Annotated in this window: 18 protein-coding genes; 6 read left to right on the forward strand and 12 right to left on the reverse strand. The window is 44.9% G+C overall.

Annotation, left to right across the window (positions count from 1 at the left end; all coding sequences use genetic code 11):
• Positions 1–150 precede the first annotated feature (150 nt).
• Complete coding sequence (locus NE536_RS13285; RefSeq protein WP_261272984.1) at positions 151–453, reverse strand: hypothetical protein; 303 nt, start codon at positions 451–453, stop codon at positions 151–153.
• 229 nt (positions 454–682) lie between these two features.
• On the reverse strand, positions 683–3181 hold the full coding sequence (locus NE536_RS13290) for a hypothetical protein (protein WP_261272985.1): 2499 nt from the start codon (positions 3179–3181) through the stop codon (positions 683–685).
• 635 nt (positions 3182–3816) lie between these two features.
• On the opposite strand from NE536_RS13290, the gene NE536_RS13295 reads away from it, so the two are divergent.
• Positions 3817–5274 carry an OmpA family protein gene (locus NE536_RS13295; protein ID WP_261272986.1) on the forward strand — a complete coding sequence of 486 codons (1458 nt, stop codon included), beginning with the start codon at positions 3817–3819 and terminating at the stop codon, positions 5272–5274.
• 163 nt (positions 5275–5437) lie between these two features.
• On the opposite strand, the gene NE536_RS13300 is transcribed toward NE536_RS13295, so the two are convergent.
• On the reverse strand, positions 5438–6148 hold the full coding sequence (locus NE536_RS13300; protein WP_261272987.1) for a 23S rRNA pseudouridine(2604) synthase RluF: 711 nt from the start codon (positions 6146–6148) through the stop codon (positions 5438–5440).
• A gap of 129 nt (positions 6149–6277) precedes the next feature.
• Positions 6278–7612 carry a Na+/H+ antiporter NhaC family protein gene (locus tag NE536_RS13305; protein ID WP_261272988.1) on the reverse strand — a complete coding sequence of 445 codons (1335 nt, stop codon included), beginning with the start codon at positions 7610–7612 and terminating at the stop codon, positions 6278–6280.
• 724 nt (positions 7613–8336) lie between these two features.
• On the opposite strand from NE536_RS13305, the gene NE536_RS13310 reads away from it, so the two are divergent.
• On the forward strand, positions 8337–9182 hold the full coding sequence (locus NE536_RS13310) for an FAD:protein FMN transferase (RefSeq protein ID WP_261273005.1): 846 nt from the start codon (positions 8337–8339) through the stop codon (positions 9180–9182).
• Between the two features lie 307 nt (positions 9183–9489).
• Here NE536_RS13310 and NE536_RS13315 read toward each other — a convergent pair whose 3' ends face one another.
• Positions 9490–11121 carry a methyl-accepting chemotaxis protein gene (locus NE536_RS13315; RefSeq protein ID WP_261272989.1) on the reverse strand — a complete coding sequence of 544 codons (1632 nt, stop codon included), beginning with the start codon at positions 11119–11121 and terminating at the stop codon, positions 9490–9492.
• 158 nt (positions 11122–11279) lie between these two features.
• A complete protein-coding gene (locus NE536_RS13320; protein WP_261272990.1) occupies positions 11280–12176 on the reverse strand; it encodes a DMT family transporter in 897 nt (298 codons plus the stop codon).
• A 313-nt stretch (positions 12177–12489) separates the two neighbouring features.
• Between NE536_RS13320 and NE536_RS13325 the strand changes: the two genes are divergently transcribed.
• Positions 12490–13266, forward strand: a complete 777-nt coding sequence (locus tag NE536_RS13325; protein WP_006083950.1) for an AraC family transcriptional regulator — start codon at positions 12490–12492, stop codon at positions 13264–13266.
• A gap of 776 nt (positions 13267–14042) precedes the next feature.
• On the opposite strand, the gene NE536_RS13330 is transcribed toward NE536_RS13325, so the two are convergent.
• The 4 genes from NE536_RS13330 to NE536_RS13345 form a co-directional block, all read right to left on the reverse strand.
• Positions 14043–14444: a GreA/GreB family elongation factor gene (locus NE536_RS13330; RefSeq protein WP_261272991.1), complete on the reverse strand. Its 402-nt coding sequence runs from the start codon at positions 14442–14444 to the stop codon at positions 14043–14045.
• 701 nt (positions 14445–15145) lie between these two features.
• Positions 15146–15280, reverse strand: coding sequence for a DUF2474 domain-containing protein (locus tag NE536_RS13335; RefSeq protein ID WP_006080444.1), 135 nt, complete (start codon positions 15278–15280; stop codon positions 15146–15148).
• Between the two features lie 101 nt (positions 15281–15381).
• Complete coding sequence (gene cydB, locus NE536_RS13340; protein WP_107403925.1) at positions 15382–16389, reverse strand: cytochrome d ubiquinol oxidase subunit II; 1008 nt, start codon at positions 16387–16389, stop codon at positions 15382–15384.
• Between the two features lie 60 nt (positions 16390–16449).
• Entirely contained in the window at positions 16450–17784 is a 1335-nt protein-coding gene (locus NE536_RS13345) for a cytochrome ubiquinol oxidase subunit I (protein WP_261272992.1), read from the reverse strand.
• Between the two features lie 157 nt (positions 17785–17941).
• Between NE536_RS13345 and NE536_RS13350 the strand changes: the two genes are divergently transcribed.
• Together NE536_RS13350 and NE536_RS13355 are read left to right on the forward strand one after the other, a co-directional pair.
• Complete coding sequence (locus NE536_RS13350; RefSeq protein ID WP_261272993.1) at positions 17942–19354, forward strand: aminotransferase-like domain-containing protein; 1413 nt, start codon at positions 17942–17944, stop codon at positions 19352–19354.
• Between the two features lie 211 nt (positions 19355–19565).
• On the forward strand, positions 19566–20864 hold the full coding sequence (locus NE536_RS13355; protein WP_012090043.1) for an O-acetylhomoserine aminocarboxypropyltransferase/cysteine synthase family protein: 1299 nt from the start codon (positions 19566–19568) through the stop codon (positions 20862–20864).
• A gap of 119 nt (positions 20865–20983) precedes the next feature.
• On the opposite strand, the gene NE536_RS13360 is transcribed toward NE536_RS13355, so the two are convergent.
• Together NE536_RS13360 and NE536_RS13365 are read right to left on the reverse strand one after the other, a co-directional pair.
• Complete coding sequence (locus NE536_RS13360; protein ID WP_261272994.1) at positions 20984–24181, reverse strand: DUF2339 domain-containing protein; 3198 nt, start codon at positions 24179–24181, stop codon at positions 20984–20986.
• 238 nt (positions 24182–24419) lie between these two features.
• Positions 24420–25556 (reverse strand): methyltransferase, encoded by a 1137-nt coding sequence (locus NE536_RS13365; protein WP_261272995.1) that lies wholly within the window; start codon positions 25554–25556, stop codon positions 24420–24422.
• A gap of 148 nt (positions 25557–25704) precedes the next feature.
• Between NE536_RS13365 and NE536_RS13370 the strand changes: the two genes are divergently transcribed.
• Complete coding sequence (locus NE536_RS13370) at positions 25705–26403, forward strand: alpha-ketoglutarate-dependent dioxygenase AlkB family protein (RefSeq protein ID WP_261272996.1); 699 nt, start codon at positions 25705–25707, stop codon at positions 26401–26403.
• Positions 26404–26548: the final 145 nt, after the last annotated feature.

A 26548-nucleotide genomic window follows, 5' to 3' on the forward strand; every position in this document is an offset into this window, starting at 1 on the left:
AAGTGCGATTTAGTGCTTTAAGAATACTGAAATAACAAGACAACACAATAGCGATAGACTCACTGGGTTTATCGCTTTTTTTGTAGCTGTAATGGCCTGCTGACGGCTGTTAAGATAGGCGCGCCACGGCATTAGCTCACCTTTTTAGCATTAGCGTAACCAGTGGATTGAAAGTATATACGCAACATATTTTTTAGACTGAAATGTGTTGGAAAGTAGTGCCGGAGGACCTGCATCTTTAGTTAGATTTTTTAGTGGGTTAGCATTGGCAGGTATCCACGCATATAGGCTCGCCATGGCATTGACTCGCCGACACGCAGCAAGTCCATCCTTGGATGCTCGACCGCCCCGTCCATGGGGCGGACGGTCGTCTTGCCAATCACCATTGCTCACCTTTTTAGCGTTAGCGTAACCTGTGGATTGAAAAAGATTACGTAACATACTTTTGGACATAAACGTGCCAGAACTGATCGACCCGACACGAGTGTGGACATAAACGTGTCAGCAGCATTCCCCAGACACGTACCTGGACATATACGAACTATGGTAAAAGGTCTAAAGGTTGGATTTTTTTGGATATATATGGTCATTAGATAAAGTTTACACTGCCCCCCACATATCTATTAAGTTGAAATCATTTAACAAACAATCAGCGTTCGAAAATGTTCACTTTATCACCTTGCTATTTTACTCGTTTCCTACCATTTGTTTGCTTATTTGGTTGCTTCCTTGCGCTTTTTAATACCCTTGTTTTTTCGGAATTAAACTCTTCCATAGCTTTAAAGCTAAACATCTCGTTAAGCGGCATATCTAAATTAAAGCTCGCTCTCTCCCTGAATTCCTCTATTTCCAAATATTTAATGAATTCTTCAACACGCTCTAATCTAACTTTGACCCGTTCAATTCGTTCACCTCGAGTGAATAGGCTATATTCTTTTCTTGCTGCTTCTGTAAGGTAGTTGCAAGTCTTTTCAGTAAATACTCCAGTATCGGTACATATCAAATCTAAATAAGTAAAATAATGAGCTAAATCATTGGTCATATATAAACCATAATTTGTAATCTTTATACTATCGACATTGTTTGAATACGAATCCAGCCTATTATTAGATTCAATAAATCCATGTTTCAGTAATAAATCAACATTTTTTTCGAAGTCATCAATCATGTTGAAGGTTTCTGAAAAATACGATTTAAGTGTGGCTATAGAATGATACGAAGGTGTCGAGCTATCAGTCCCCTTAGATAGTTTTCTTAATATACGTAACGCAGTGAAATGAGATGTATGTCTATTAGAGCGTAATTGATAAATATTAGGAATATCGCTAAGCTTCTCATCATAAAAGTATCTAGTTGGTATCATAACCGGTTTTAATACTTGATGTATTTGAAAGTTCCATCTTCCTACAGCAATCATTTCATCGACATTTGTATAACCCGAAAGTAAGAAACTTCTGAATAAATCTAGCGATAATCTTGTATCACCATGGGCACAAGCACTTATAAAATTAGTTAAAGGTGAAGCTTGATCAGCGAATTCATTACATAAGATTTGCAAATAAACCTGACAATCTTTAACAAAATCATTATTAATATCCCCAATTATCACATCCCTTCGATTTGGGTCGGCTAATAGCGACACTGTGTAAGAAAGGCGTTTTTTAAATACTTCAGCTGGACTAGGTGAACTAATATGAAAACCAGAGTTTTGAAATGCATCTAAAACACCGTGAATTTTTGAATCATAGAATCGTTCCTCTCTCATAGATATCAAAGACACACAAGCAAGTCTGTTAGATATCTCTTGTGCTGATGTAAAGCAAAAGTCCTGAATATCAGTAGAATATTGATCGGTGTTATCAACAACAACTATGGCACCTTTTCCCTGCTCCCCCCAGTAGTTTACTAATCTGCTTGCACAATATAAATAGTCAGTTTTCCATTGAGATATTAAATCATTCAATTTTAAGTTGAATGATTCAGAACTATGTTGCAAACCGCTTAAATTCTGTTTCAGTGCAATTTGATAACGATCATTAAATAAATTTTCTATAATTATATTACGTTCTGAATTTAAGATGTTGTCGGTATCTAAAGTTTCAACTAATCTCTTCCAAATATGAGTTCTTATAGTTTCTTTATCCTCAGGAACCTTTAGAAGATCAACTATTGATATTACCGAATGATCTTTTAACCATCGAGGAGGAGTATGGTGTAACAGTCGTTTGATAAAAGTTGATTTTCCAGATCCTTTTCCACCAAAAAGAACTAAGACTTCACCTTCCCTTCCTTTTTTAAGGTTTTTAGTTAATCGCCCACCTAAATTTCCACCTTTACCTGTATCAGTCAGTTGCGATACACCATATTCTTGAAAATAAGGAGTTAAGGAATCTTGTATTAAACTATGTAAACCATCATAAGTAGTTTTATATTCACGCTCAGATACATAACATTTATCCATGAAATCTGTATCATCATCTGAAATAATACCAAAGTAATGGTTAGCAATAGGCCTTAGAGTTGATGCTAATCTATTTGAATTGATTGGATGGGAATAAGTTAAAATTTTATCTTTAGGGTAAAATATGTTTCTATCTTTAGGTTGTGAACTAGACAACAAGGGAGAAAGTGACGAATTATCAAAAATGGCGGTAAAGGATAATGTGTTTATAGATTTAGTATAATCATCAATAAAAAATGATAGTGATCTTATAACGAATGCTTTTAGATCTTCCCAACGCTTTCCTTTTTCAAAGGTTTTAAAAAAAATCCATTCATGTCCATTAGTAATACATCCGAACTCACATCCAGTATCAAAACAATATGTTCGCACTTGTTGCATAGCAGCCTTTATATCATCATTGCTCAATAATTTTTTTATTGAAATATAACAATGAGTTTCACTTGAATTGTGTGCTAATGGCAGTTCGAAAAATATACCTTCCTTCTTTGCTTCTATAAAGAGCTGATCTTCACTATTTTCTTTTTTTAAAATGTAATCAGCAAAACCTGGCTTGATATATTCTTCAACAGCTACTCGATTCTTTGGCCAAGAAAGAAAGTCGTGCAATACAAAGTCGATAATTTTATGCCTAGTTTCAGCTTCATTTTTATCTCTTGTATTTACATCTGCAATGAGTTTATTCATTTCATCGAAATGGTCACCCGAATTAGTACTCATTTTTATTTAATCCTTAAACTTGATGAATGCAATATTAATAGTGTTCCTAATTAGCAATCGATTATTAAATAGCAGTCGATAACGTTTAGAATACTCAATCCATCCACCAAAGGTATCACCACTAAGTCATTGTTGTAAATAGAAAATCCAATTTACCTTGTAGTAAAATTGATAATACTCCAGTCGAAAGATCTTCTTACTAACGCCTTACACACCAAAGTTAACTGAATGTTGTATAAGGGGTTAGAAAAGTATGATTTTAGTACAGCATCTGAAATGCTAGCTGATTCAGGCAACTAACAATGGGGCAATAGCTTTTTAGCTGAATGAAAAGCGAGTGGGTTAGTGAGGATTGGCATTGTTGCAACTGTGACCGTTGGCGGCAGGCATAGCTGCTCTTTTATATTCGTATGTTCGTGGCATCTCCACTTCTGTGTGCTATTTAAAAATGGGGGGATTTATATTTCTCGCTTTATTTCTTCGGTGTAATTTCTGTATTTTCTTTTCAATAAAAAGTATTACTTTTATGCCGTTTAATACCTAGGTAAAAATTTTTATCGTATTATCCCATCACTATTTCTTTATCTATCTAGTTGGTTCGCGAGAGCTCGATTCCCCACAGAAAAGGATTTTTTATGGGACATAAGACGTTATTGAGTGCTGTACTTTTGACCGCGACCTGCGGTGTCGCCACTTTTGCGGTGAATGCTGAATCGCTGTTTACTCCCTTTCCTGATGCCAAATCGCCTAAAGAAAAGCGAATCCACTTTACGCCCTTTGAACTTATCACCGCAGTGAATGGTGACAAGTTCACTCTGTTGCCCGTATCAGGAAAATTGACTCGACAAAGCGTTGAGTTACCCGAGGGGTATAGTCCTGAACATGTGATCAATAACTATTTGGCACAGCTAAAAAAGCTGAATGCTGAAGTGTTATTTAGTTGTCAGGCCGTCACCTGCGGTGATGGTCAAGCCATGCAAACTCAGCTAAAGCCGCTTAAAAGCGTGAATGCCGACTATCACAGTGCTTACGTGGCGGCAAAACTGAAAGGTACTCGCGGTGAGGTTTACACCAGTATCTATGTCGTCAATCGCGAGGACAGATATACCTATCTGCAAGTCGATATTCTCGACGCTATCCCTGAGCCGCTAGACTTGATCCAAGCCAATAGTGACTTTTTACAGCAGGCGCCGAAAGAGGTTGAGATTAAAGATAGGCGTAGTGACGATGCTCAAGGAGCGGCAGATCATCCTTTGCTGGGGCGTCTGCCTGGCAGTTACATTGCTCGCTATAAGCAAACCAATTTTACGCAGGTGCCTGTGATTGTGGGCATTGCCGGAGCTGACTACCAGACCAAGTCGCTGGATGCCAAACTCACCCAGATAATCTACCGCATGCCTGAAAGCTATTCCCTGTTTGAAATCAACAGCAATTATGCCGCAGCCGCACAAAAGCTTGCAGCAGAGCGGGTATTCCATTGCAAAGGCACGGCTTGCGGCGACGATGATAGCCTGATTAATGCCATCAAATTAATCAAGGACGATAAAGAGGACGAATGGCAGGAGTATCAGCTGTTTAAGCTTAGTCACGCAAAGGGCGATGTTTACTTCGATATCTATTCCCAAGGATATTTCGATGGCACACCTGCCGATACTACCCTCAGGGTAATGGAACTCTCTACTCTGAAGGATGATCGAGTGGCGATTGACCTCAATGCTTTGACCGATGCGATTAGCCAAACTGGCAAGGCGACGTTGGAGGGATTGCTGTTTGATTATGACAGTGAGCGCATGTTGCCTGAGTCCAAATCTGTACTGGAGGTGCTGGCAAGCTATCTTAAGCAGCATCCGGCGATGAGTTTTTATGTGGTTGGACATACCGATGACAAGGGTGAGCGGAGTTACAATCAAAGCCTGTCGGAGCGGCGCGCCGCAGCTGTGATTAAGCAGTTGAGTGACGGGTTTCAAATTCCGTCGGCCCAATTAACCGCCCACGGTAACGGTGAATATAGCCCAATCGCCAGCAATACTAATGACGCCGGACAAAAACTGAATCGCAGAGTGGAATTAGTGCTTCGTTCGGATAAAAAGTAGCTCAAGGTTATCAGCTTGAAAGGCTATCTTCGTTCCATCAAAAACGCCTGAGATGACTCGGGCGTTTCTAGCTTCAGAGGCGTTCATTGGAAAATATTGTTCGCGCGGACATTTGTCTCAAATTGAGGCTAGCTGCTTGAGGGCATTCGCGATTTGTCTGCCATTAAATTGTGACTGCGGCTTTAAGCACTGCAACTTCCTGTGGGGTGAGTGGCCGCATCGCTCCTTCGGCTAAGGATTCTAGCGTTAATGTCATTAATGCGACGCGCTGTAAGTCAATTACCTTATAGCCTAAGGCGATGGCCATACGCCGAATTTGGCGATTTAGTCCTTGAGTCAGCACGATTTCAAAGCTGTCCGAACTGAGGCGGCGGACTTGGCAGGGCAAGGTTTGCAGGTCTTTATAGCTAACTCCATTTGCCATTTGTTCAACAAAATCATCAGTGAATGGCCGGTTGAGGTGCACATGGTAGGTTTTGCTGTGGGCAAAACTGGGGTGCATGAGTTTATGGGTTAGCTCACCATCATTAGTTAACAGCAGTAGGCCGCGGGAATCCTTATCGAGCCTGCCGACTGGATAGAGTCTTGGCGCTTTGGGGAGCAAGTGTACAAGACTCGTTTCATCCTGCTCAAGCAGGCGGCAATCTGTGCCTACGGCTTTGTTCAATATCCAGTAGGCGAGTGTTTCGGTTTTTGTGATGGGTGCGCCATCAAGCTCAATATTGTCGAGGCAATTTAATGACTCGCCTAAACGGATGGGATCTGTGTGGCGGGCGATATGGCCATTGAGTGTGATGCGTCCGGCCTCAATTAAACGGCAGGCTTCACGGCGTGAGCCCATGCCACACTGGGCGAGGTATTTTGCGAGGCGCATATCAATCCAAGGTTGATGAATTTAAACATAAAAAAGGAGCCGAATTCGGCTCCTTCAATTGTACTTATCAGCATCTTAATTAGCTATTTCAACCTGCTGTTTAACAAGCGATAAGTACAGTGCGACTTATTAATGACGTTTACGGAAAATCACAATCGCAACGGCCACTACGGCTAAAATCATACAGTACCAAGCGTGTGATACCGCAGCCAATGGGGTGATGCTAAAGGTCGAGGCGATCAGCAAGGCTTGTGCGCCATACGGGATCAAACCTTGGATAATACAGGCGAAAATATCGAGGACGCTGGCGGCACGTTTTGGGCTCACGCCATGTTTCTCGGCTAAGTCTTTAGCAATATCACCGGTCACCACGATAGAAACCGTGTTGTTGGCCACACAAGTGTTAGTCACTGCGACTATGCCAGCCATACCCAGTTCTGCGGCGCGGCATGAGGCTTCACCTTGTGCCTTTGAAAAACGCGTGATCAGCTTTTCAATCTGTTTGCTCACAAAGGCGAGACCACCTTGTTGCTGCATAAGTGCCGCTAAACCACCGACCAGCATAGACAGAATGAAAATCTCCTGCATATTGCTAAAGCCAGCATAAATATCTTTACCAAATTGGATCACTCCGTAATCCATAGTAAATAGACCCGTAGCGCCCGCTAATAAGATACCTAAGGTCAAGACCACAAATACGTTCAGACCCGCCACCGCTAAGATCAAAATAGTCAGATAAGGAATGACCTTAATGAGATCTATATTCTGCGTCGCTAATTCCGCTTGGCCTTGGCCTGCAAATACAAAGGCAATCAAGGTTAGCAGTGATGCGGGAATAGCGAAAATCAGGTTTTCACGGAATTTATCTTTCATATCACAGCCTTGAGTGCGGGTGGCTGCAATCGTGGTATCGGAAATAATCGATAAGTTGTCACCGAATAGGGCGCCAGACATGACAGCTCCCGCCATCAGGGCATAGTCGATTTGCGCTTGGTCGGCCACGCCGAGGGCTATGGGTGCGACAGCAGCTATGGTGCCCATTGAGGTTCCCATGGCTGTTGCGATAAAGGCCGCAATCACGAAGAAACCGGGTAACAACAAGTTTGATGGGATCAGTGATAAACCCAGAGCAACAGTGGCATCGACACCGCCTGTGGCTTTAGCGACCGCTGCGAAGGCGCCTGCTAATAAATAAATCAAACACATAGCAATAATGTTGCTGTGACCAATACCGCCAATGAAGGTATCAATCGATTGATTCAATTTCTGTTTTGATAAAATCAACGCCAGAATAATCGAAGGTAAAATGGCGATAACACTCGGTAATTGATAGAAGGCGAAGTCGACACCTTGGCTTTGGAAATACACACCCGCGCCAATGAAAAGACCAAGGAAAACAAATAATGGCAACAGGGCAATGAAAGATGCCGGGCTGTGCTGTGTTGCTGGTGTTGGATTGCTCAAATGTTATCTCTCTTTCGCTTAGAGTTTTTTCCGCAGGTTCCTTAGCAGTCAAACTCGCTTAAATTTAGTGTCGCTTCGGCATCGTATCCTAGCAACTTGAGGCAAAGCATATTTGATCCCCGCCAACCTGTCAATTTAGACGTCTAGATGTTTTTACTTCCGTTGTGATCGCTAGGTTATTAATAGGTTGTATAAGATGAAGAACAGTCTACATTTGAATTTATAATCAATGTTTTAACAGTTTTTATTCAGGTTAAGTTAGCGGTTTTTTATCTGATTCAGAGTGTATTGCAACAGAATGGAATAGCGTGAAATTTAAGCTAATGACTGGTGTGATGGAGTAAGCTGGCTATTTATCGCCCCATTGAGCTTGAGTTGTTGATGGGTAAGTCAGCATAAATAACGTAAATGATGAGTGGCATTAATCAATAGGGCTCATTTGAGGACGTATTGACTGAGTTCGCTTGTGTAGCTTTGCTATAGCAATTGCACGTCAAATAACTTTAACAAAGCCTTAATAAGCAATCTATTGTTTTTAAATGTAAAACGTTCTCTAGTATCTAAAGTCCCTATAAAAATTAATGGCAACAATTTGTATTGAAGTAGAGACTTTAATAGAATCCGCACAAATTATGTTAATTACTCTTAGTGCTTTGTTTAAATTTAACGGGATGAAGTGTTTATTGCTGATCCCTCAGATCTTCCTACTACAGTGGGTTTTATCATGATACGTCGCGCTAAGCCATTACTCGGAACACTGGTGGAAATTGCCGCCGAGTCACTGCCAGATCAAGGCGGTGTGATCCCACTTGGGGATAAAACCTTAGAAGCCGCGATCACAGCGGCTTTTTCGCGTGTGGCGCATATTGGGCGGTTGCTGAGTTTTCATCAGCAGGACAGTGAGTTAAATCAGTTAAATCGCCAGCCGGGAACATGGATTAGTGTAAGCCAAGACAGTTTACGGGTGCTCAAGTTAGCTAAGTGGCTAGGCAAGGCGAGCAATAATTTATTCAATTGTACTGTCGGCGGGGAAATGATGTCCCGCGGCGCTTTGCCTGCTTATCTTGGTATGCCTTTACTGTTGCAAGGCGAGTGGCAGGATATTGAAATAAAAGGCAATCAAGTGCGATTAGCTAGACCACTCATTTTAACCTTAGATGGTATAGCCAAAGGTTATGCGGTCGATATGGCGGTGAGTGAGTTGCGCCGCGCGGGCGTTGGCGGTGGCTGGGTCAATGCCGGTGGGGATTTAAAAGTCTTTGGCAGTGCCTCTTTAAATGTACTCTGCCGCGGCCAAAAGGGATTGAGCCAAAAGATTTGCGTGAGCAATATGGCGCTGGCAAGCTCGCGAGTATCACAAACTTTAAGCCATGATTATCCTGCGCTATTACTGCCAACGGGCAATGTTACTGATGTGAATATCGATACTGAAACTGAGCGTATTGTCAGTGTGAGTGCGCCTTTTGCTTGGCGTGCCGATGCCTTGACTAAGGTCGCAGGTTACCTAAGTTCTGACTCCGTCACTGATAGAATTGCCCACTTAGGTGGTCGATTAGTCAGTTTTGAGTGATGTATCTTTTGGCTGTTTTACAGCTTTTGCAGATGATTGAATTAGAAATTCAATCATCACTGTGAGTTAACATTAAACAGTTAGTACTGTTATTCGCACTTTAACGGGCGAATCGATACAACTTGGGTTCAGTATCGTTACCGTTATTTGCAATTTGCAATTTGCATACGGCAGTGGAGCTTTTATTATCTTCAGGCTTTGTTTTGCAGGATTCCTATTAGATTATTTCTATTAAAAAGAGTGCTTTATTGGGCACTCTTTTCGTTTCAATAGCTTATCGCTAACCACTTATTGTTAGTCAGTTATCTTAAGCGACTTTAAATCGCGCCACTTCTTTTTGTAGATTGCTGCAAATAGCCTTAGTGTTGACGACGATTTGCTGAGTCTCTTGAATGACTAAGTTGCAGTATCTGGTTTTATCGGATAATTCAGTCAAGTTACGGTTAATTTCTTCGGTTACATGGGTTTGCTCTTCGGTCGCCGTTGCCGTTTGAGTGGACATCTCGCTGACCTTAGAGGTGGAGTTTAGGATTTCATCCAATGCATCTTGGGTTTGGCTGGCGAGGGTGACGGTTGATGTAGTCAGGCTGGCGCCAGATTCAATGCTTTTAACTGCATCATTTACGCCGCGTTGTAACTCTTCAATCATACGCTGAATATCTTTGGTCGAGGTTTCGGTGCGACTCGCCAGTGTACGCACTTCGTCGGCGACCACGGCAAAGCCGCGGCCCTGTTCGCCAGCGCGCGCCGCTTCAATGGCCGCGTTAAGGGCGAGCAGGTTAGTTTGCTCAGCAATAGAGCGGATCACATCGAGCACTGAGGCAATATTGGCAGAATTGACTGAGAGTTTTTCAATAACAGTCACGGCATTTTTAACCGACTCAGACAGTTGCTGAATATGATTAACGGACTGGGCAAGGATATTTTTACCTTCCACTGTTTGGTCGTTCACCTTAGTGATTTCGGTCGCCGTGTGCAGGGCATTGCTGGCGACTTCCCTTACGGCGGCACTCATTTCATTGACCGCTGTGACTATGGTATCGACAAACTGCTCTTGTTCATGACTGATGTTGATAGTGGTTGCCGACTTAGTCGCAAGGCTTTCAACGGTTTGGCTCACATCCTTGGTTTGGCCAATAATCGAGATCACCATTTGCTGCAGTTGTTCTACAAACAAGTTAAAGGCCTCGGCAAGCTCACCGATTTCATCCTGACGTTTGATCGGGATCCGTTGAGTTAAGTTACCGTCACCATCAACAATGTCATTGATCCTGCTAGTGATATCTTTAATGGCATTAACGATGATTTTAGGGCCGAAATAGGCAATCAACAGAGCGACTATGGCCACTAAGCTGGCTATGGTGAGGGAAATTTGGGTTTGGGTGGTTGCCTGTTCAGTTGCTTGCAAGTCCAGCTCTTTGACGCGGTTATCGGCCGCTTCCCCTGCGGCATTATAGATGCTTCTCAAGGCTTTAAATTCTTGTTTGGATTTGGTTTCGTGGAGTTGTTTCGCGCGTTCAAAGTCATTACTTTTGACGGCATTAATGACTTCAGATGAGGCTTGATACCAAAGGGAAAATTGCGCTTCAAAGCCATTGGTGGATTGCAGTACCAGCAGATGGTCTTTAAGGATTTTTTTAAACTCGCCCATTCGGTCACGGGCTTGGTCGACGTTTTCTTGCCAGTTATCAATCTCACTCTGGCGATTCTCGGCTGATAATTCTTTCCTTAATAACACTTCTTCACTGAGCTGTGCTTGATAAAGATCGCGGTCGGCATTGAGAATCGCCGAAATCGCAGGATTAAATAACTGACTGAACTCTTGCATCTGTTTTACCGTCGCACGGCTTTGCATGGCGTCTGTGACGGCCATAACAATGAGCGCTGTCGCCATAATGGCAAACATCAGTGAAAACTTAACGCGAATACTGTTAAACATAGGAGTATCTCCATTAATAACCTAATAAATAGCTTAGCCGTTATTGATGAAATTGCTTTTACATGCAGTAAATTGCGATGGGATTCTGGGCGAAGTTTTGTGCCCATAGAAAGAAGATGAATAGCCCCGACTGTGCAGCCAGGGCTTAGGTGTTTAGCTTAAATTATTCGGGGCAAGCTTAAGGTGGGGATGGCTTTTGGCTTAGGTTTTATCTGCACTAGCATGACGCCAATAATGACCATAGAGCCGCCAATGTAATGATAAATGGCCAAGGTTTCATCTAGGATAATGGCCGCTAGTATCGCCGCAATAATCGGCATTAAATTAAAGAACACGCTGGTGCGATCGGCGCCGAGTTTGCTGATGCCATTGATCCAAGCCCACGGTGCGAGCAGCGAGGCCGCAACTGCCGCATACAGGATCAGTGGTGCCGATTGCGTGCTGATCGCCATACTTGGGCTACTGAACAGCAGCGGTGTCAGCATAAATACAGCTATGAGTCCTTGAATATAAACCGATTCCCAAGTGGGCAGTGGTAATTGCCAGCGTTTCAGTAATACGCCATAGAGTGCATACACAAAGGCGCTGAACAGCAGTAACAAGTCACCTTGGGTGACGCCGATGGCAAGATTCATCATATCGCCGTGACTCAACATAAAAATTAAGCCAACGAGCGAGATCAGTGTGCCACCAAAGGCTAACGGCGACAGCTTCTGTTTGAGTAAGGGAACGGCTAAAAACAGGCTGATCATAGGCACGAGTGAGGTGATCAATGCCATATTCGTCGCCGTGGTGGTGGCCGCGGCAAAATAGGCGAGACTCTGGTTGAGCACCATACCTAGCATGGCCAAAGTCGCGAACTTAGGTAACAGCGGCAAGATCACTCGGCGCTTTTGCCACACGCGACCCGCGACAAAGGGCGTTAATAGCAACATTGCAAAAAACCAACGGTAAAACGCTATGGCTTCAGGATCGATAATCCCAAATGAGAGTTTATTAACTATCGAGTTACCCGCCCAAATGAAAACGGCTAATAGGGGAAACAAATACAACATGATTTTGCCTTTCGATAATGGTTTACGTGGCTGGACATGAGTGAATAGGCATAAGCGACTGAGTCTACATGGCTAAAACTGAGTAACTCAGAATGAGAGACTCTGCTTACTACGTATTACTTATACATCCAGATAATCATTGCAGGCAATTATCCATGGTCGGTTATGATATAGATATCGCTTATCAGACAAGGTCAGTTCCCCGGCGGGCAGAGTGCTATGGGGTAGCAAAATTGCTTGAATGCTATTAAACCAGTTGAGCACTATTAAACGAGAGAATGTATTGAGCTAGAAGGCTTTAAGGACAGACAAAATGCGTACGGTTTATCATCCCCTTACGGCAGAGCAAGAGCCAGTTGCGGATATTTTCTTTAACTATGAAGCTTTCTTGCCAAATACGGTAACGCCAAAACATCAACATGTTTGGGGACAACTGCAGTTAATCAGCGGTGGAATTATGGAGTTACATGCTGCAGGGCAACGGTTTTTATCTCCGTCGCAATATGCAATTTGGGTTCCTGCGGGGATAGAGCATGAAAGTTTCACTCGGCGTAGTATCCATTATTGTTCGATGAATATCGTTGCCGAGCGGGCTGCGGCGTTTCCCCTAGAGACCTGTTTGTTAGCTGTGACATCCATTGCCCAATCGATCGTTAACGACCTACGGGAGCGGCAAGTTAGAGTGGCAAACTCGGCAGCGGATAAACGGCTTGTTGAGGTTTTGCTCGATCAGCTCACTATCGGCCAAGCTCTGCCGCAATTTTTGCCCACAGTCTCAGATAAACTGTTACAGCCGTTGTTGCTGGCACTTGAAGCCGACCCTGCGAGTCCTAAGACCTTTAAATCTTGGGCCAATGAATTACACACTACAGAGCGTACCTTAGCCCGTCGTTGCCAAGAGGCGCTGGGGATGAGTTTTACCGAGTTAAGGCAAAGGCATAAGTTTATCTATTCATTACAATTGCTGCGTCAGGGGCTAGCTATTAAAGAGGTGGCATTAACGCTCGGCTACAACCAAACCTCACCTTATATTGTGATGTTTAAAAAGTATGCCCAGTGTTCGCCGGAGCAGTATCGCCGTCGATTATGATGGCGCATAAGTTTAGTGTGATGGCATATAAGCTTAGTGTGTTGAAAAATGACCTGTTGTTAATTCGAACGCTAGCGGATGTTGAGAGGCGTTAAGCGGATAAAACCGAGAAATAAAATAGGGTGCCAAAGCATTTAGCACCCTATTTTCGGCCTATTTAAAGAGAGGATTTAAGGGTTTTTTACATTGGTGGATAAATTAGTCGGATGCTTTTTGGCGGTTCCGTTTATCCTGACGCTTCTCTTTTAAGGTTTTCATTGGCGGTTTTTTGTTTTTTTCTTTACTCATAGATATAGACTCCAAAGTGAAGGTCACTATCCGGTTCCGCGCCGCAATTCGGTTCCGATAGTTGGGCTCAATTTTTATTTCAGGCTTAAATTGAGTCGGTTTATTTATAAAGGACACATAAAACGTAATTTAACGATGAGGTGCCGAACCTAAACCTCTTAACCCCTTTGCTGTTTTACCTTAAAGCGCTGCCATGACTTAGTGTAAATAGTGGCAAATGGCGTTAATTTCAGTGTTAAATTGATTTAATGCCTGTCTTTAATAAATAACGCGGCCAGTTAATGACTTCAAAATAACATTCCTTCTTATCCTATTATGTTGAAAGTACCGCTAGAAGCCGCCGCTAATAGCGAGTTGAAGTATGTTGTCACGGAGTAGAACACACTATATCTTTAATTACGTCATCTAAAATGGCTCAACACTTGAGTAGATTCAGTCAACATAAACCACTAAAAGCCATTAGAAATAACGCTGCTTAAATCAGCTGGCTACTTAGCTTTTTTAGGTTTTTTCGCTAGACTGACATCTTTAATCATAAACAGCACTGGCTTGCCTAAAATACTCACTTCAGCCAGCTCGCCCTTTGACCGCCCAAGTAGGCTAACGCCTAAATCGGATATAACAGAGAAGCGTCCTGCATTGGGTTTATGCTTTGGTGGATACACGAGCTTAATTTGATACTCCTGTTGATCCTGCAGATTAACTAAGCGGATCTCCCGCCCTACAGTCACTTTATCACTCGCCACATCATGCTTGAGCTGCTCAAGTTTGCTAATCACGCCTGCCAAAGCAGTTGGGCGCAGGGAGGCATTAAAACTGTTCTGTAAATAATAGGTTTCGGTTTTTAGTATAAAATTCTGAAATAAACCGCTAAAAAAGGAATATGCCATTTCCGCCTCTGAAATAACCAAGTAAAAGTGCAAGCAAAGAATTTAAAAAAGAGGAATAACTGGATTCAGTGCTTATTTAACAAGAGTATTAAAGTTCTGCCGAGCGCGAGTGACGCTCGGCTTAGACTGGGAATTTGAGTGAGAAGCGGAATGATTTAGCCAAGCAGCAGGTTAAACTAAGAGTGCTAGCTAATACATGGGGAAATAGTGATGAAAATGCAGTGCTAAACATAGTTTTACATCTCCAGTCAAAAGTGTGTGTTATGGGTTGCTTTTTTAAGCGTTCAATATGGCGAATAATGTAAAGTGTTAACTAAATAAGCCATGTTTACTTGGTTGATACCATAGGCCAAGTGAAAAAATAATGCAAGCCCAACCAAGTTTATATTACTGAATATACTTATCTACAGAAATATGCATTTAACACTAAATTAACTTTGTTGGTGTTGATGCCAATCTTAGTCAATTTAATCCTAGCACGCGTAAAATAAATCGAGCACAGCGAGCTTAGCGATAAAATACGTATTAAGTAAATAGCACACTAATTCACTCAAATAGTGCACTCACTCAAACAATGTACGCTCGAATAATCCCTTAGCTCGGTGATTATAAGATTTAAGTATATTTTAACGCTATGCTATGCAAGCTAACTGAATTAAGCCTTAATGTGTGCGTTTAAATGGTAAATATCGGGTATCCACTTAGGTGGTTAATCCCGCGCCTTTCAACAGTATTTTAATGCACATGGAGACGAGGAACAGGCAACTGACGCTCGTGCACCAAATGAGCACTAACCAGCCGAGTCGATAGCTGAGGGATTTAGTTGGGGTCGTCATGTTTATCTCCAGCATGTGTAAAGTTATCTAAAGTGAATTAGCGACCTAAGCCAAATTAGCTTAGGTCGCGTTTTGGTAAGCCTCTTTTACCTGAGTCATGGCTAGTGATAGCCTGCATCTTTAGTGACTTTGCCGCGGAATACGTAGTAGCTCCAAAAGGTGTAAACCAAAATCAGCGGGATGATCATCAGCGCGCCGACGAGCATAAAGCTTAAGCTGCTATCGGGTGCTGCCGCCTGCCAAAGGCTGATGTTGGGGGGAATAATGTGCGGCCAGATACTGATCCCTAGTCCACTAAAACCTAAAAAAACTAGGCATAAGGTGAGTAGAAATGGCTGATAGTTATCATCGCGGCGCAAGGATTTCATCAAGGCCCAGCCACAGGCTAATACCAGTATTGGCACTGGGGCGAAGTAGAATAAATTCGGCAAACTAAACCAGCGCAGGGCAATATTGGGCTGCACAAAAGGCGTCCATAAACTGACTAAACCTATGGTCATAAGTAAGCATAAGGTCAGTGCTCTTCCGAGTTGTTGCATGGTCGTTTTAAGCTCGCCTTGGCATTTTTTCACCAGCCAAGTCGCGCCGAGCAAAGCATAGGCCAGCATAAGACCAAATCCACAGAAGAGTGAGAAGGGCGTTAACCAATCGAAACTACCTCCGCTAAATTGCTGCTCGCTGACCGAAATGCCCGAGATAAACGCCCCCAGCACTACGCCCTGTGAAAACGTGGCCGTGATAGATCCGAACATAAAAGCTTTATCCCAAAAGGGTTTAGCTTCAGCACCCGACTTAAATCTAAACTCAAATGCCACGCCGCGAAAAATCAGTGCCAGCAGCATGATGAGCAGCGGTATGGTCAGTGCTTCGAGCACTATGGCATAGGCGAGGGGAAAGGCACCGAGCAGGCTGGCGCCGCCGAGCACTAACCAGGTTTCGTTACCATCCCAAACGGGGGCGACGGTATTAACCATAATGTCCCTGTCGTCCTCGTCGTGAATAAAGGGAAACAGTATGCCTATGCCGAGATCAAAGCCATCCATCACGATATACATTAAGGTGGCAAAAATGATGATCCCGAACCAAATCAAGGGTAAATCGAATTCCATGGTGAGCCCTTAAATATGTTTAAGACTGAATAAGTAAAACTAGATTTATTTACTTTAAAATCAATGGCTTGTCGCCGCAATATCTGGCCCTTTGCGGATGAGTCGCATCATATAGCTATAACCCACGCCGAAGATGCCGCAGTAACTGACGATGAAAATCCCTAGGCTGATACTCAGGTGGGTAACGCTGTGGGAAGACACGGCATCCTGAGTGCGCATCAATCCTTGGATCACCCAAGGTTGACGGCCAAGTTCGGTCGTAAACCAGCCCGCTAGTGTCGCGAGCAGTCCTGCGGGGCCGAGCACCAACACAAAACGCAGAAAGTGTTTGTTGCTGTAGAGCTTGTCTTTGCGTCTGAGATAAGCGCTCCACAGTCCGGCAAAAATCATCAATAGGCCTAAGCCGACCATGACCCTAAAACTCCAAAACACTAACAACACATTGGGTCTGTCCTCCGCGGGATACTCAGTCAAGGCTGGCACTTGTTTGTTTAAATCGTGCTTTAAAATCAGGCTCGCCAGCCCTGGGATTTCGAGGCTGAAGTGGTTTTTCTCTGCGTCCATATCGGGAATGGCAAACAAGACTAATGGAGTGGGTTTATCGCCCTCATTACGCCAATGGCCTTCCATCGCCGCTACTTTTACAGGCTGATATTCAAGGGTATTTAAACCATGGAAATCACCAATCACAGCTTGCAGCGGCGCGACAATTAACGCCATCCACATCGCCATAGACAACATCTTACGGATTGCTGGCGTGTCGTTACCTTTGAGTAAATGCCACGCCGCCGATGCGCCCACAAAGAAAGCCGACGAAATAAAGGCCGCCACTGTCATGTGGGCTAAACGATAGGGAAATGAAGGGTTAAACACTATCTGAAACCAATCAACAGGAATGACGCGATTGTTTACAATTTCAAAACCTTGGGGCGTCTGCATCCAACTGTTTGAAGCTAAGATCCAGAAGGTCGAGATAATCGTGCCTGTGGCGACCATGCAAGTGGCGAAGAAATGCAGGTTTTTGCCGACCTTCTGCTGACCAAATAGCATGACCCCCAGAAACCCCGCTTCGAGGAAGAAGGCGGTAAGCACTTCATAGGTGAGTAGCGGCCCAGTCACGCTGCCCGCGAAGGCGGAAAACGCGCTCCAATGGGTACCAAATTGGTAGGCCATAACAATGCCAGAGACCACGCCCATGCCGAAGTTAATGGCAAAAATCTTCGACCAAAATTGATAGAGTTGTTGGTACACCTGATTCGCCGTTTTCAGCCATAAGCCTTCTAATACCGCTAGATAAGTGGCGAGGCCGATAGTGATGGCGGGGAAAATAATGTGAAAAGAGATGGTAAAAGCAAATTGGATCCTAGCAAGTACAGTGGCATCAAAATCAAACATAATTTCCTCGAGAGATAATAGTCTCGTTACAAAGGCATTCATTAATGCTGTGTCCGCTAAGCCCTAAATCGGCTCGACGGTGAAAGCTTGTGTGCCATTAGACCATGGGATAAGCTGGCTATAACAGACACAGAATATATTGATTGAGCTATAACAGATGGCGAAATACGAGCAGTTAGCGCAGGAATTAAAGACACTAATAGCCCAAGGCGTCTGGCAGGCGGGGGACAAATTGCCGTCGCTGCGCCAAACTGTGGCCGATTCGGGTTTGAGTTTGATGACAGTGCTCAATGCCTATCAGCTATTGGAAAGCCAAGGTGTGATTACGGCGCAGGCAAAATCGGGCTACTTAGTGGCGCCGCAGCCAGAAACCTTTCGCTATCCCGACCGTCAGCGGCAGATTTATCTCTCTGATAAAGTAGATATTAACGAGTTCGTCTTCTCTGTTTTGCAGGCGTCAAAACAGGCGGGCATAGTGCCCTTTGGCTCAGGTTTTCCCGATCCCAGTTTATTCCCGCAGCAAGCGTTGGCGCGCTCGTTAGTTAAGGTCACTCGGCACATGTCACCGTCTTTTGCTGCCGATAATTTACCGCCAGGGAATGCGGGGCTGCGTAAGGCGATTTCCCAACGTTATGCCAAATTGGGCATGAGCATTTCACCCGACGAAATCATCATTACCTCGGGCGCCATGGAGGCGCTCAACTTGAGTTTAGCGACCCTAACTCAAGCGGGGGATTGGGTTGTCATTGAATCCCCGACCTTTTATGGCGCGATGCAGGCGATCGAACGGCTTAAGCTTAAGGCCATTGCGGTCGCGACGGATCCACAACTGGGCATTGATCTCGAGGCGCTAGCGGAAGTGTTAAAAACCTACCCAGTGAAAGCCTGCTGGTTGATGAGTCAACATCAAAATCCCTTAGGCTGTAGCTTGTCGGATACAAAAAAACAGGCACTCTATCAGTTACTAAACGAGCATAAGGTCAGTCTGATTGAGGATGATGTTTATCAAGAGCTTTATGTCGACTCCAGTGCGCCAAGGCCTGTAAAAGCCTTCGATACCGAAGGACGGGTGTTGCACTGTGGCTCATTTTCTAAGTCTTTGATTGCAGGTTATCGTGTCGGCTGGGTGGCGGCGGGACTGCATGCGCCGCAGCTACAGCGCTTGCAAGTTATGTCGACGCTATCGACCAGCGCGCCCATGCAACTTGCCATCGCCGATTTTATTCAGTCGGCACAATATGAACGCCATTTGAAGCAGTTACGTAAAAAGTTAGCCGATCGCAAATTGGCCATGTATCAGTTATTGCGCGCGCATCTGCCCGAGTCTGTGGGGGTTAACTTTGCGCAGGGCGGCTATTTTCTCTGGTTAGCGTTGCCAGCACACATGGATGCCACGCAAATTTATTCTCAGGGGATTGAGCGCGGGATCAGTATAGCTCCCGGCAATCTCTTTAGTAATCAGGTCGAGTTCCGCCATTTTATGCGCCTGAATGCCTCATACGAGTGCTCGCCAGAGATAGTCTCTGCTGTCGTGGTGCTGGCCGAACTTATCCGTAACTATTCGCGCTAGTTCGTGATATTAGCTCGTTAGGTTCGCTTTTTATATGAGCCTGTTATGTTAGCCCGTTTTGTTGTTTGGGGTTTTCGGTCAGAAGTTAAATGCTGAGGTTAAAAAAGTTTTAGACTTCCAGATGTCTATCTGTTAGCTTGTTGAACATGCACAAATCTTGTGCAATCCTCTTGGTTGGATCAAGGACAGCACTCTGTTGAAGGAAGTCAAAATGAAGCTTGAATCACTGGCATTACACTACGGTTATGAGTCAGAAGCGACCACGAAAGCGGCCGCGGTACCTATCTATCAAACCACCTCTTATACCTTCGATGATACCCAGCATGGTGCTGATTTATTTGACTTGAAAGTCGCAGGTAACATTTATACGCGGATCATGAATCCTACTACTAGCGTGCTAGAGCAGCGTCTCGCAGCCATTGAAGGCGGCATAGGTGCGCTGGCCGTGGCATCGGGTATGGCGGCGATTACCTATGCTATTCAAGCCTTGACTCAAGTTGGCGATAATATTGTCAGTACCAGTCAGCTCTATGGCGGCACTTATAATCTGTTTGCCCATACGCTGCCGCGCCAAGGCGTAGAAGTGCGTATGGCGGCCTTCGATGATTTTGAAGGCCTCGATGAGCTGATCGACGACAAAACTAAGGCCTTGTTCTGCGAATCAATTGGTAATCCCGCGGGCAATATTGTCGATTTACAGCGTTTAGCCGAGATTGCCCATAAGCATGGCGTGCCTTTAATTGTCGATAATACGGTCGCAACCCCAGTGTTATGTCGCCCGTTTGAGCATGGCGCCGATATTGTTATCCACTCTTTAACCAAATACATAGGTGGCCATGGCACGACGATTGGCGGGGTGATTATCGATTCAGGCAAGTTTGATTGGGTCGCGAATAAGGAAAGATTTGCCTTACTCAACCAAGCCGATCCTTCTTACCATGGCGTGGTTTATACCGAAGCCTTTGGCCCTGCTGCGTTTATTGGTCGTTGCCGTGTGGTACCGCTACGTAATACCGGTGCCGCGCTTTCACCACATAGCGCATTCTTACTGTTGCAAGGCCTTGAAACCTTAAGTCTTAGAATGGAGCGCCATTGCTCGAACGCGCTAGCATTAGCCGAATATTTGGTGTTGCATCCGGCGGTGAGTTGGGTGAATTACGGCGCGTTGCCAAGCAGCCCTTATCAGGATAATTGCCACAAGATCACTGGCGGAAAAGCCTCTGGGATCATTAGCTTTGGGATTAAAGCGGCCACGCCTGAAGAGGGTAAAATTGCTGGTGGACGTTTTATCGATGCGCTGCAGATGATCCTGCGTTTAGTGAACATCGGCGATGCGAAATCCTTGGCCTGTCACCCTGCGAGTACCACGCACAGACAGCTCGATGCTGATGAACTGGCAAGGGCGGGCGTGTCTGAAGATCTTATCCGTATCTCGGTTGGGATTGAGCATATCGACGACATCATTAATGATGTGGCGCAGGCGCTCGATAAGGCACTGGTGAGCAAGTAGTTCTTATTGAGTAGCCCATGTCGAATAGCTGATACCCCATCGATTTATTAAATCATTAACAGTTAAAAGCCGCCATGATTCAATTCGATGGCGGCTTTTTTAGTGCTTTTAAAACGATGTTAATCTTGCTGCAGTCGATTTCTCGCCTTCTGATAGAAGTACGACACTGTCAGCAAAATAACCCCGATCAGCATAAAGGCAATGACCTTTTGCACTAGCTCGAAGGACGCCATATCCAGTAATAGCACCTTGAGCGTCGATAGGATAAATAGCCCTGCGGCGAGGCGGATCATATCGGCATTTTGTGGTTTTAAGCTGATAAACATCAACACACTGCCATGGATAACCAATAAAATCGCGCTGAGTGGGGCGGCAATCATGCTATCGAAACTATAACTCCACATGAAGTAACTCAAGGCAAGTAACAGATGCCAACCCCACTTAAGTCCTTGTAATGGCAAGATACGTCTATGCAAGCGTATCGCTGCGCCGTGCTGCAAGATAAGCCTTGCTAGGAGTGCCAGCGATAAAAACTCGATTAACACAAATGAGGCATTATCACGATTAAGCCCGAGTGTTAGTTCAAAATGCAACATGATGGGCAACAGGGCTAAGCCTAACGTTAGGCCATAGGCGAGATGATAGCTTTCCTTTATTGCGGCTTGGATTTCGGCTACTGGGGTTAATTTCATGCTATGTGAGGCTTGGCCTTCAGCTCTTTTTCTTAAACTTTTTTGGATAAGCAATGCAAAATAACCACTTAAGGCTAATGCTGTCATCGCTATTCCTACTAGCTCTGAATGATTAAAACCATAAACGATTACGGCCAATACCAGTGCAAAGTAATAAGGGCTCAGTTGCCATTGAAGTTGCAGCAAGGGGCGCCATGTTTCGGGTAATTGGCGATAACGAAGCAGGGTGAAGCCCATAAACAGGGCGCCAATGGCCAGCGCCGCGAGTCCTTGCCAAACGTGAATAAGACATAGCGAGGCGGTCATCATAACCGCTAGCCAAGTGAGGATTTTGGCCTCTATGTTCAAACTCTTATGCTTAACAAAATAGGCTAAACCTAGGCTCATAAAGGTGCTCAGCCAGAGGGCGATAGCGGTATATTCCCAATAGTTGCGGATAACTTTGGGCAGTAAAATAAGCGGCAGCAGTAAATAACAGCAGATTTGCATGCTATAAGCGGCTTTGGCAAACCGGGCATCTTTATAGTGGCGACGATACCAATAATGGGCCAAAAGTAAGGCGGTAAATAACTCAATCCGTGCCAGTTTGGCCATGAGCGGCTGGGCGCTAAAGCTAAAACTGTCCGCGAGCGTTATGCCTTCAACGACCTTAAAGAGCAGCGGTAAAAGCAAGAGCCAAGCGGCAAATTCGCTGATAACGAGTTTGTCCTTTGCGCTTAAATACAGCAGTAATAGGCTGACCAGTGGCAAAATGGCGAGGTAGTAATCGCTGCTCAAAAGGTAAGCCGCGAGGATAATTGTCGCCACATAAAAACCGCTTAATAGTTCTTTTAGTATTCTGCAAAGCTGATGTTCTAACGCAGAAAGTGGCGCATGGGTGAATGTTAATAGTCGAATGGCAAAGACTAAGGCGGCGCAACTTAAGGCCAGCGCTATCAGCGAAAAGCCAAAGGCCGACAAAGGTGAAATCGCTAAGGCATCTAACATGCTGGATTCTAAAAGGGTCATGCTATCTAGCACGCTAAACGCATTTAATCCTAAACCCATCAGCAGTAATACATAGGCTTCGGCGCGCACTGAAACTAGCTCTTCCTTGGTGCCAATCCATAACAGTAATAAGGCTTCGAGCAGTAAGACTAAGCCGAGGAAATCATGGCTAAGTAAATACAGCGCCGCGAATCCGGCAAAACTTCCTGCAAAGACTAACAATAAGCCGCTGCGGGCTTTTTCTAAGCGGCTTTTTAGCTGCCAATAGAGGGCTGCACAGATCAGAGCGTTGACCGCAAAGATTTCCCCTGCGAACTCAGTAAATTGCGTTAATTCGAATAGCACAAAGGCGAGCAATGCTATCGGCAGGGCGAGTATACGATGGCTCAGCGTATTGCTTGGTTGTTTATCTTGATGGATAAACTGCTGGGTAAATATTAAGCCGGTGATGCCGTAGAGATAAAAGGTCGCATTAATACTGATAAGCGCCAGCAGACTGCCGCCGCCAAAGTCGGTGAGTGGCAATGGCACAAAATAACTAAAGGCTTCGATGCAGCCAATGTGCAGCAGGGCGGTGATTTCCACTAATAGCGGCCACTTTAACTTACGACTCTGGGCAAGGGCGCCGGCACCAATAAGCAGTAAATAAGGAAGATACAGTAGCGGCGCATAGCTTTGGGATAACAGCATCATAGGCGCGGTTGAGCCGCCGACTAAGGCGATGACGGCAATGACTTTGGCATCTAAGCGCATCGACAGGCCATAACCTGCCAGAGTGATTATTAACAGTAAGATAAAACTCGCGCTATTGGGAATGATTTCAAAATATGGCCCAATAAAGTAAGCGCAGAGAAAGTTAAGGATAAGGCCTAATCCAACTATCCCTGAGCCAAAGTCCGCCATGCCCGCGCGTTTTTGGCGAATAAAAATCCCGCCGGCTATGATAGCGTTCGCGCTGGCAAAACCGAGTAGGGCTTTGCCCAGTTCTGAAAACCAATGGTTGATTGAATATTGCAGTAAATAACCAAAGCCTAAGGTCAGGGTGATGATCCCTGCAACTGTCATCAAGAAGACTGGCCCTAATCCCTTAGCTTGATAATGATGGTAGAAGGATTTGATTTGTTCGGTAATGGCGCCAAAGGGCGCCATGATGGCCGCTAATCCTTGGGATAACAGGTCATCAAATTGACTCGCCACTTGCACGCTTGCCTGTAATTTGACTTCATCACTCAGTTGTTGGCCCTGCGCCTGGTATTCGGTTTTAGCGACTTGTTCTGCTGAGGTATTTTTTGTGTTTCTTTGCCAAGGGTCTCCTTGCACAGCGTTTTGCTGCCATGGGTTGGGTTCTGCAGGAACTGGCGCTACGGGAGCGGACTCAAGGATTGGTGTGTGTATCGCATAGGTTAATGTGGGCGCGTTATCGGCGGCGGGGACCACTGCCGCAATCGATGCAGCACCCGCTGCCATACTGACCGTGGTATCTGAGGCGTCTTCAGTCGTAATTTGCTGACTTAAGGTATCGAGCTTAGTTGAAAATTCTGCCAACTGGCGGCTGAGTGAAGATTGCTGCGATAAATGCAGCGATTGTAATTGTGCCAGCTCAGCTTTTAGTTGGGCGACGTCATCCTTTAACGGCATATCTCAATCCTAGTTAAGTGCCTAATAGCTTAAAATATTTAGCGCTTAATAATTTAAGTACTTAAGCACCTTTGCAATAGGATTGTACTTGCGGCAGGGGATTTCGGCTAGCCATAGCGAGTGTCACAAAGTGCTGATAGTGGAGTAGAACAATATTTTAGCGGGTTAAGTTTAACAAAGAGCCAGACATTGCTGGCCCTGATTAAAGTACTCATAGTGGCAGGAATTAGCGGCAGGATTATTTCTTTTGCGCCTGCAGGATCACAAATTTACCGTTGGAGGCGACTGTGGTGCAGTTTTTAAATAAGCGCTGTAATTTCACATGGTAGGCCAGATGGCGGTTGCCGACGATATGTAAAATACCCCCGTCTTTTAAGTGGCGGCGGGCGTCTAAAAACATCTGCCACGCGATATGATCGGTAATGGCTTCACCTTGATGGAAGGGCGGATTACACAGCACCAGATCCGGTTGCACTTCTTCTGGCAGATGCGTCATGCAGTCGTCCCAATAGAAGTGGCCTTTGTCTGCAGGCAATTGATTACGTGCCCAGTTTGCCTTGGCTGATGCGACCGCCATTTCGGAATCGTCGATAAAGTGGATATCAGCTTCAGGGAATAACTGAGCGGTTCGCAGTCCCAGCACGCCATTGCCACAGCCGAGATCGACAATCGACTTGAAATCTCCTTTCGGCAAATTTTCGAGCATGATGCGTGCGCCAATATCGAGTTTGTTGGCGGCAAACACATTACTTAAGTTGCTGATCTCAAGTTGATATTCAGGTACGGCCCAAGTCACTTCTTTGGCTAATGGTCTGGGTTTACCATCACTGACACAGGTAATTACTCGGGTGTTTTTCCACGCTAAACTAGCGCTTGCTTGGCCTAAATGCTTAGCAAAGACATCGAGCAAGGCGCCATTAATCGATTTGGCTTTGGCTGCCACTAATATACGAGTGCCAGCGGGTAACACTTGCGATAAGCGTGTTAGCTGGTGGGCAAAGTAGCTTAAGTTTTTAGGCAACTTCATCAATACTAAGGCTAAGTTTTCTGGCAAGGTATCGCGGCTGGTAAACCATTGCAGATTATCCAGCGGCAACTGATTGCGGCCATGGTTTTGTTCTGTGCCTAAAAAGCTGGTTCTGGCATCGGTTTCAACACACAGTGGCCAACTTGGATTCAGTTTCGATACACCACAGCTTAAGGCGCCGAAACTGTCGTTGATAATGGCGGTTGGCACGGCGGCTTGCTCTGACTCAATAAGGCTTTTGAGTAAGTGTTCATCGGCGGCATCCCAAGCTTGAAGATTAGATTCCTGCTGAGCTGGATACCGTAAAAGTTCGAGTTCAACACCCGCTACTGAAAATTGTGTTGTCATGTGCCACACTGCGCCAATAAATTAAGGCGCAGATTATCGCAGATTTCATGGCGCAGTGCGACGGCTCAGCATCAAGAGCGAATGTTAGCCCTGCTATGGACGAAGCGGCAAGCAAACGGATCGATAGTTGCGGGGGACAAGTAGGTTGATGGCTAAAGATAATGAGCGGCGTGACAACCAAGGTTACGATTTGTTTTCTGAGCTTGATGCCGCGGCGGATCCTGATTTGCAGTTAAGTTTGAGCATGGCTGAACAAGGTTCGAAAAAAGCTGAGCAACCCATACCGCCCATCACCTTAGTGCGGGGTTATCTTAATGCTGAGCAGCAACTTGCGTTGATGACAGAAGCGCAGACTTATCCCTTAAGCCGCCCTGAAATCCAAGTATTCGGTCAGTTTCACGCAATTCCTCGCCAGCAAGTGTGGTTTGGCGATTTGGGCTGTGACTATTTATATTCAGGACTGTTTATCCGCGCCTTACCTTGGCCTAAATATGCCCAGAAGTTGAGGGATAAGTTAGCGCGGGATTATGGTTTGGCGAGTAATGGAGTATTAGTCAATCGTTACGCCGATGGAAAAGATTGTATGGGCGCCCATAGCGATGATGAACCGGAAATTGCCCGTGGCAGCCATATTGCTTCTATTAGCTTAGGCGCCACGCGGGATTTTGTGCTTAAGCATAAACATAGCCAAACCAAGCACTGCATCAGTTTGCACAGCGGCGATCTGCTAATCATGCACTGGCCTATGCAAAACGATTGGCTGCACAGCTTACCTAAACGTTTGAAAGTAAAAGAGCCCCGCTGGAATTACACCTTTAGGCAACTCATCGTTAATTTCCATGGCTAAATGCCCGTTGTTAAATGACAGCTATTCATTGCCTCCTGTTTATTACTGATGGCGGTGAACGGCCTGCTAAATAAGATGACTTATAAAGTGGTTATTGAGCAGCAAACAGACTAAGTGAATTTGATCTTTTCCGCCTGAAGCAGTA

This window comes from Shewanella septentrionalis (genome assembly GCF_025370265.1).
Lineage (GTDB): Bacteria > Pseudomonadota > Gammaproteobacteria > Enterobacterales > Shewanellaceae > Shewanella > Shewanella hafniensis.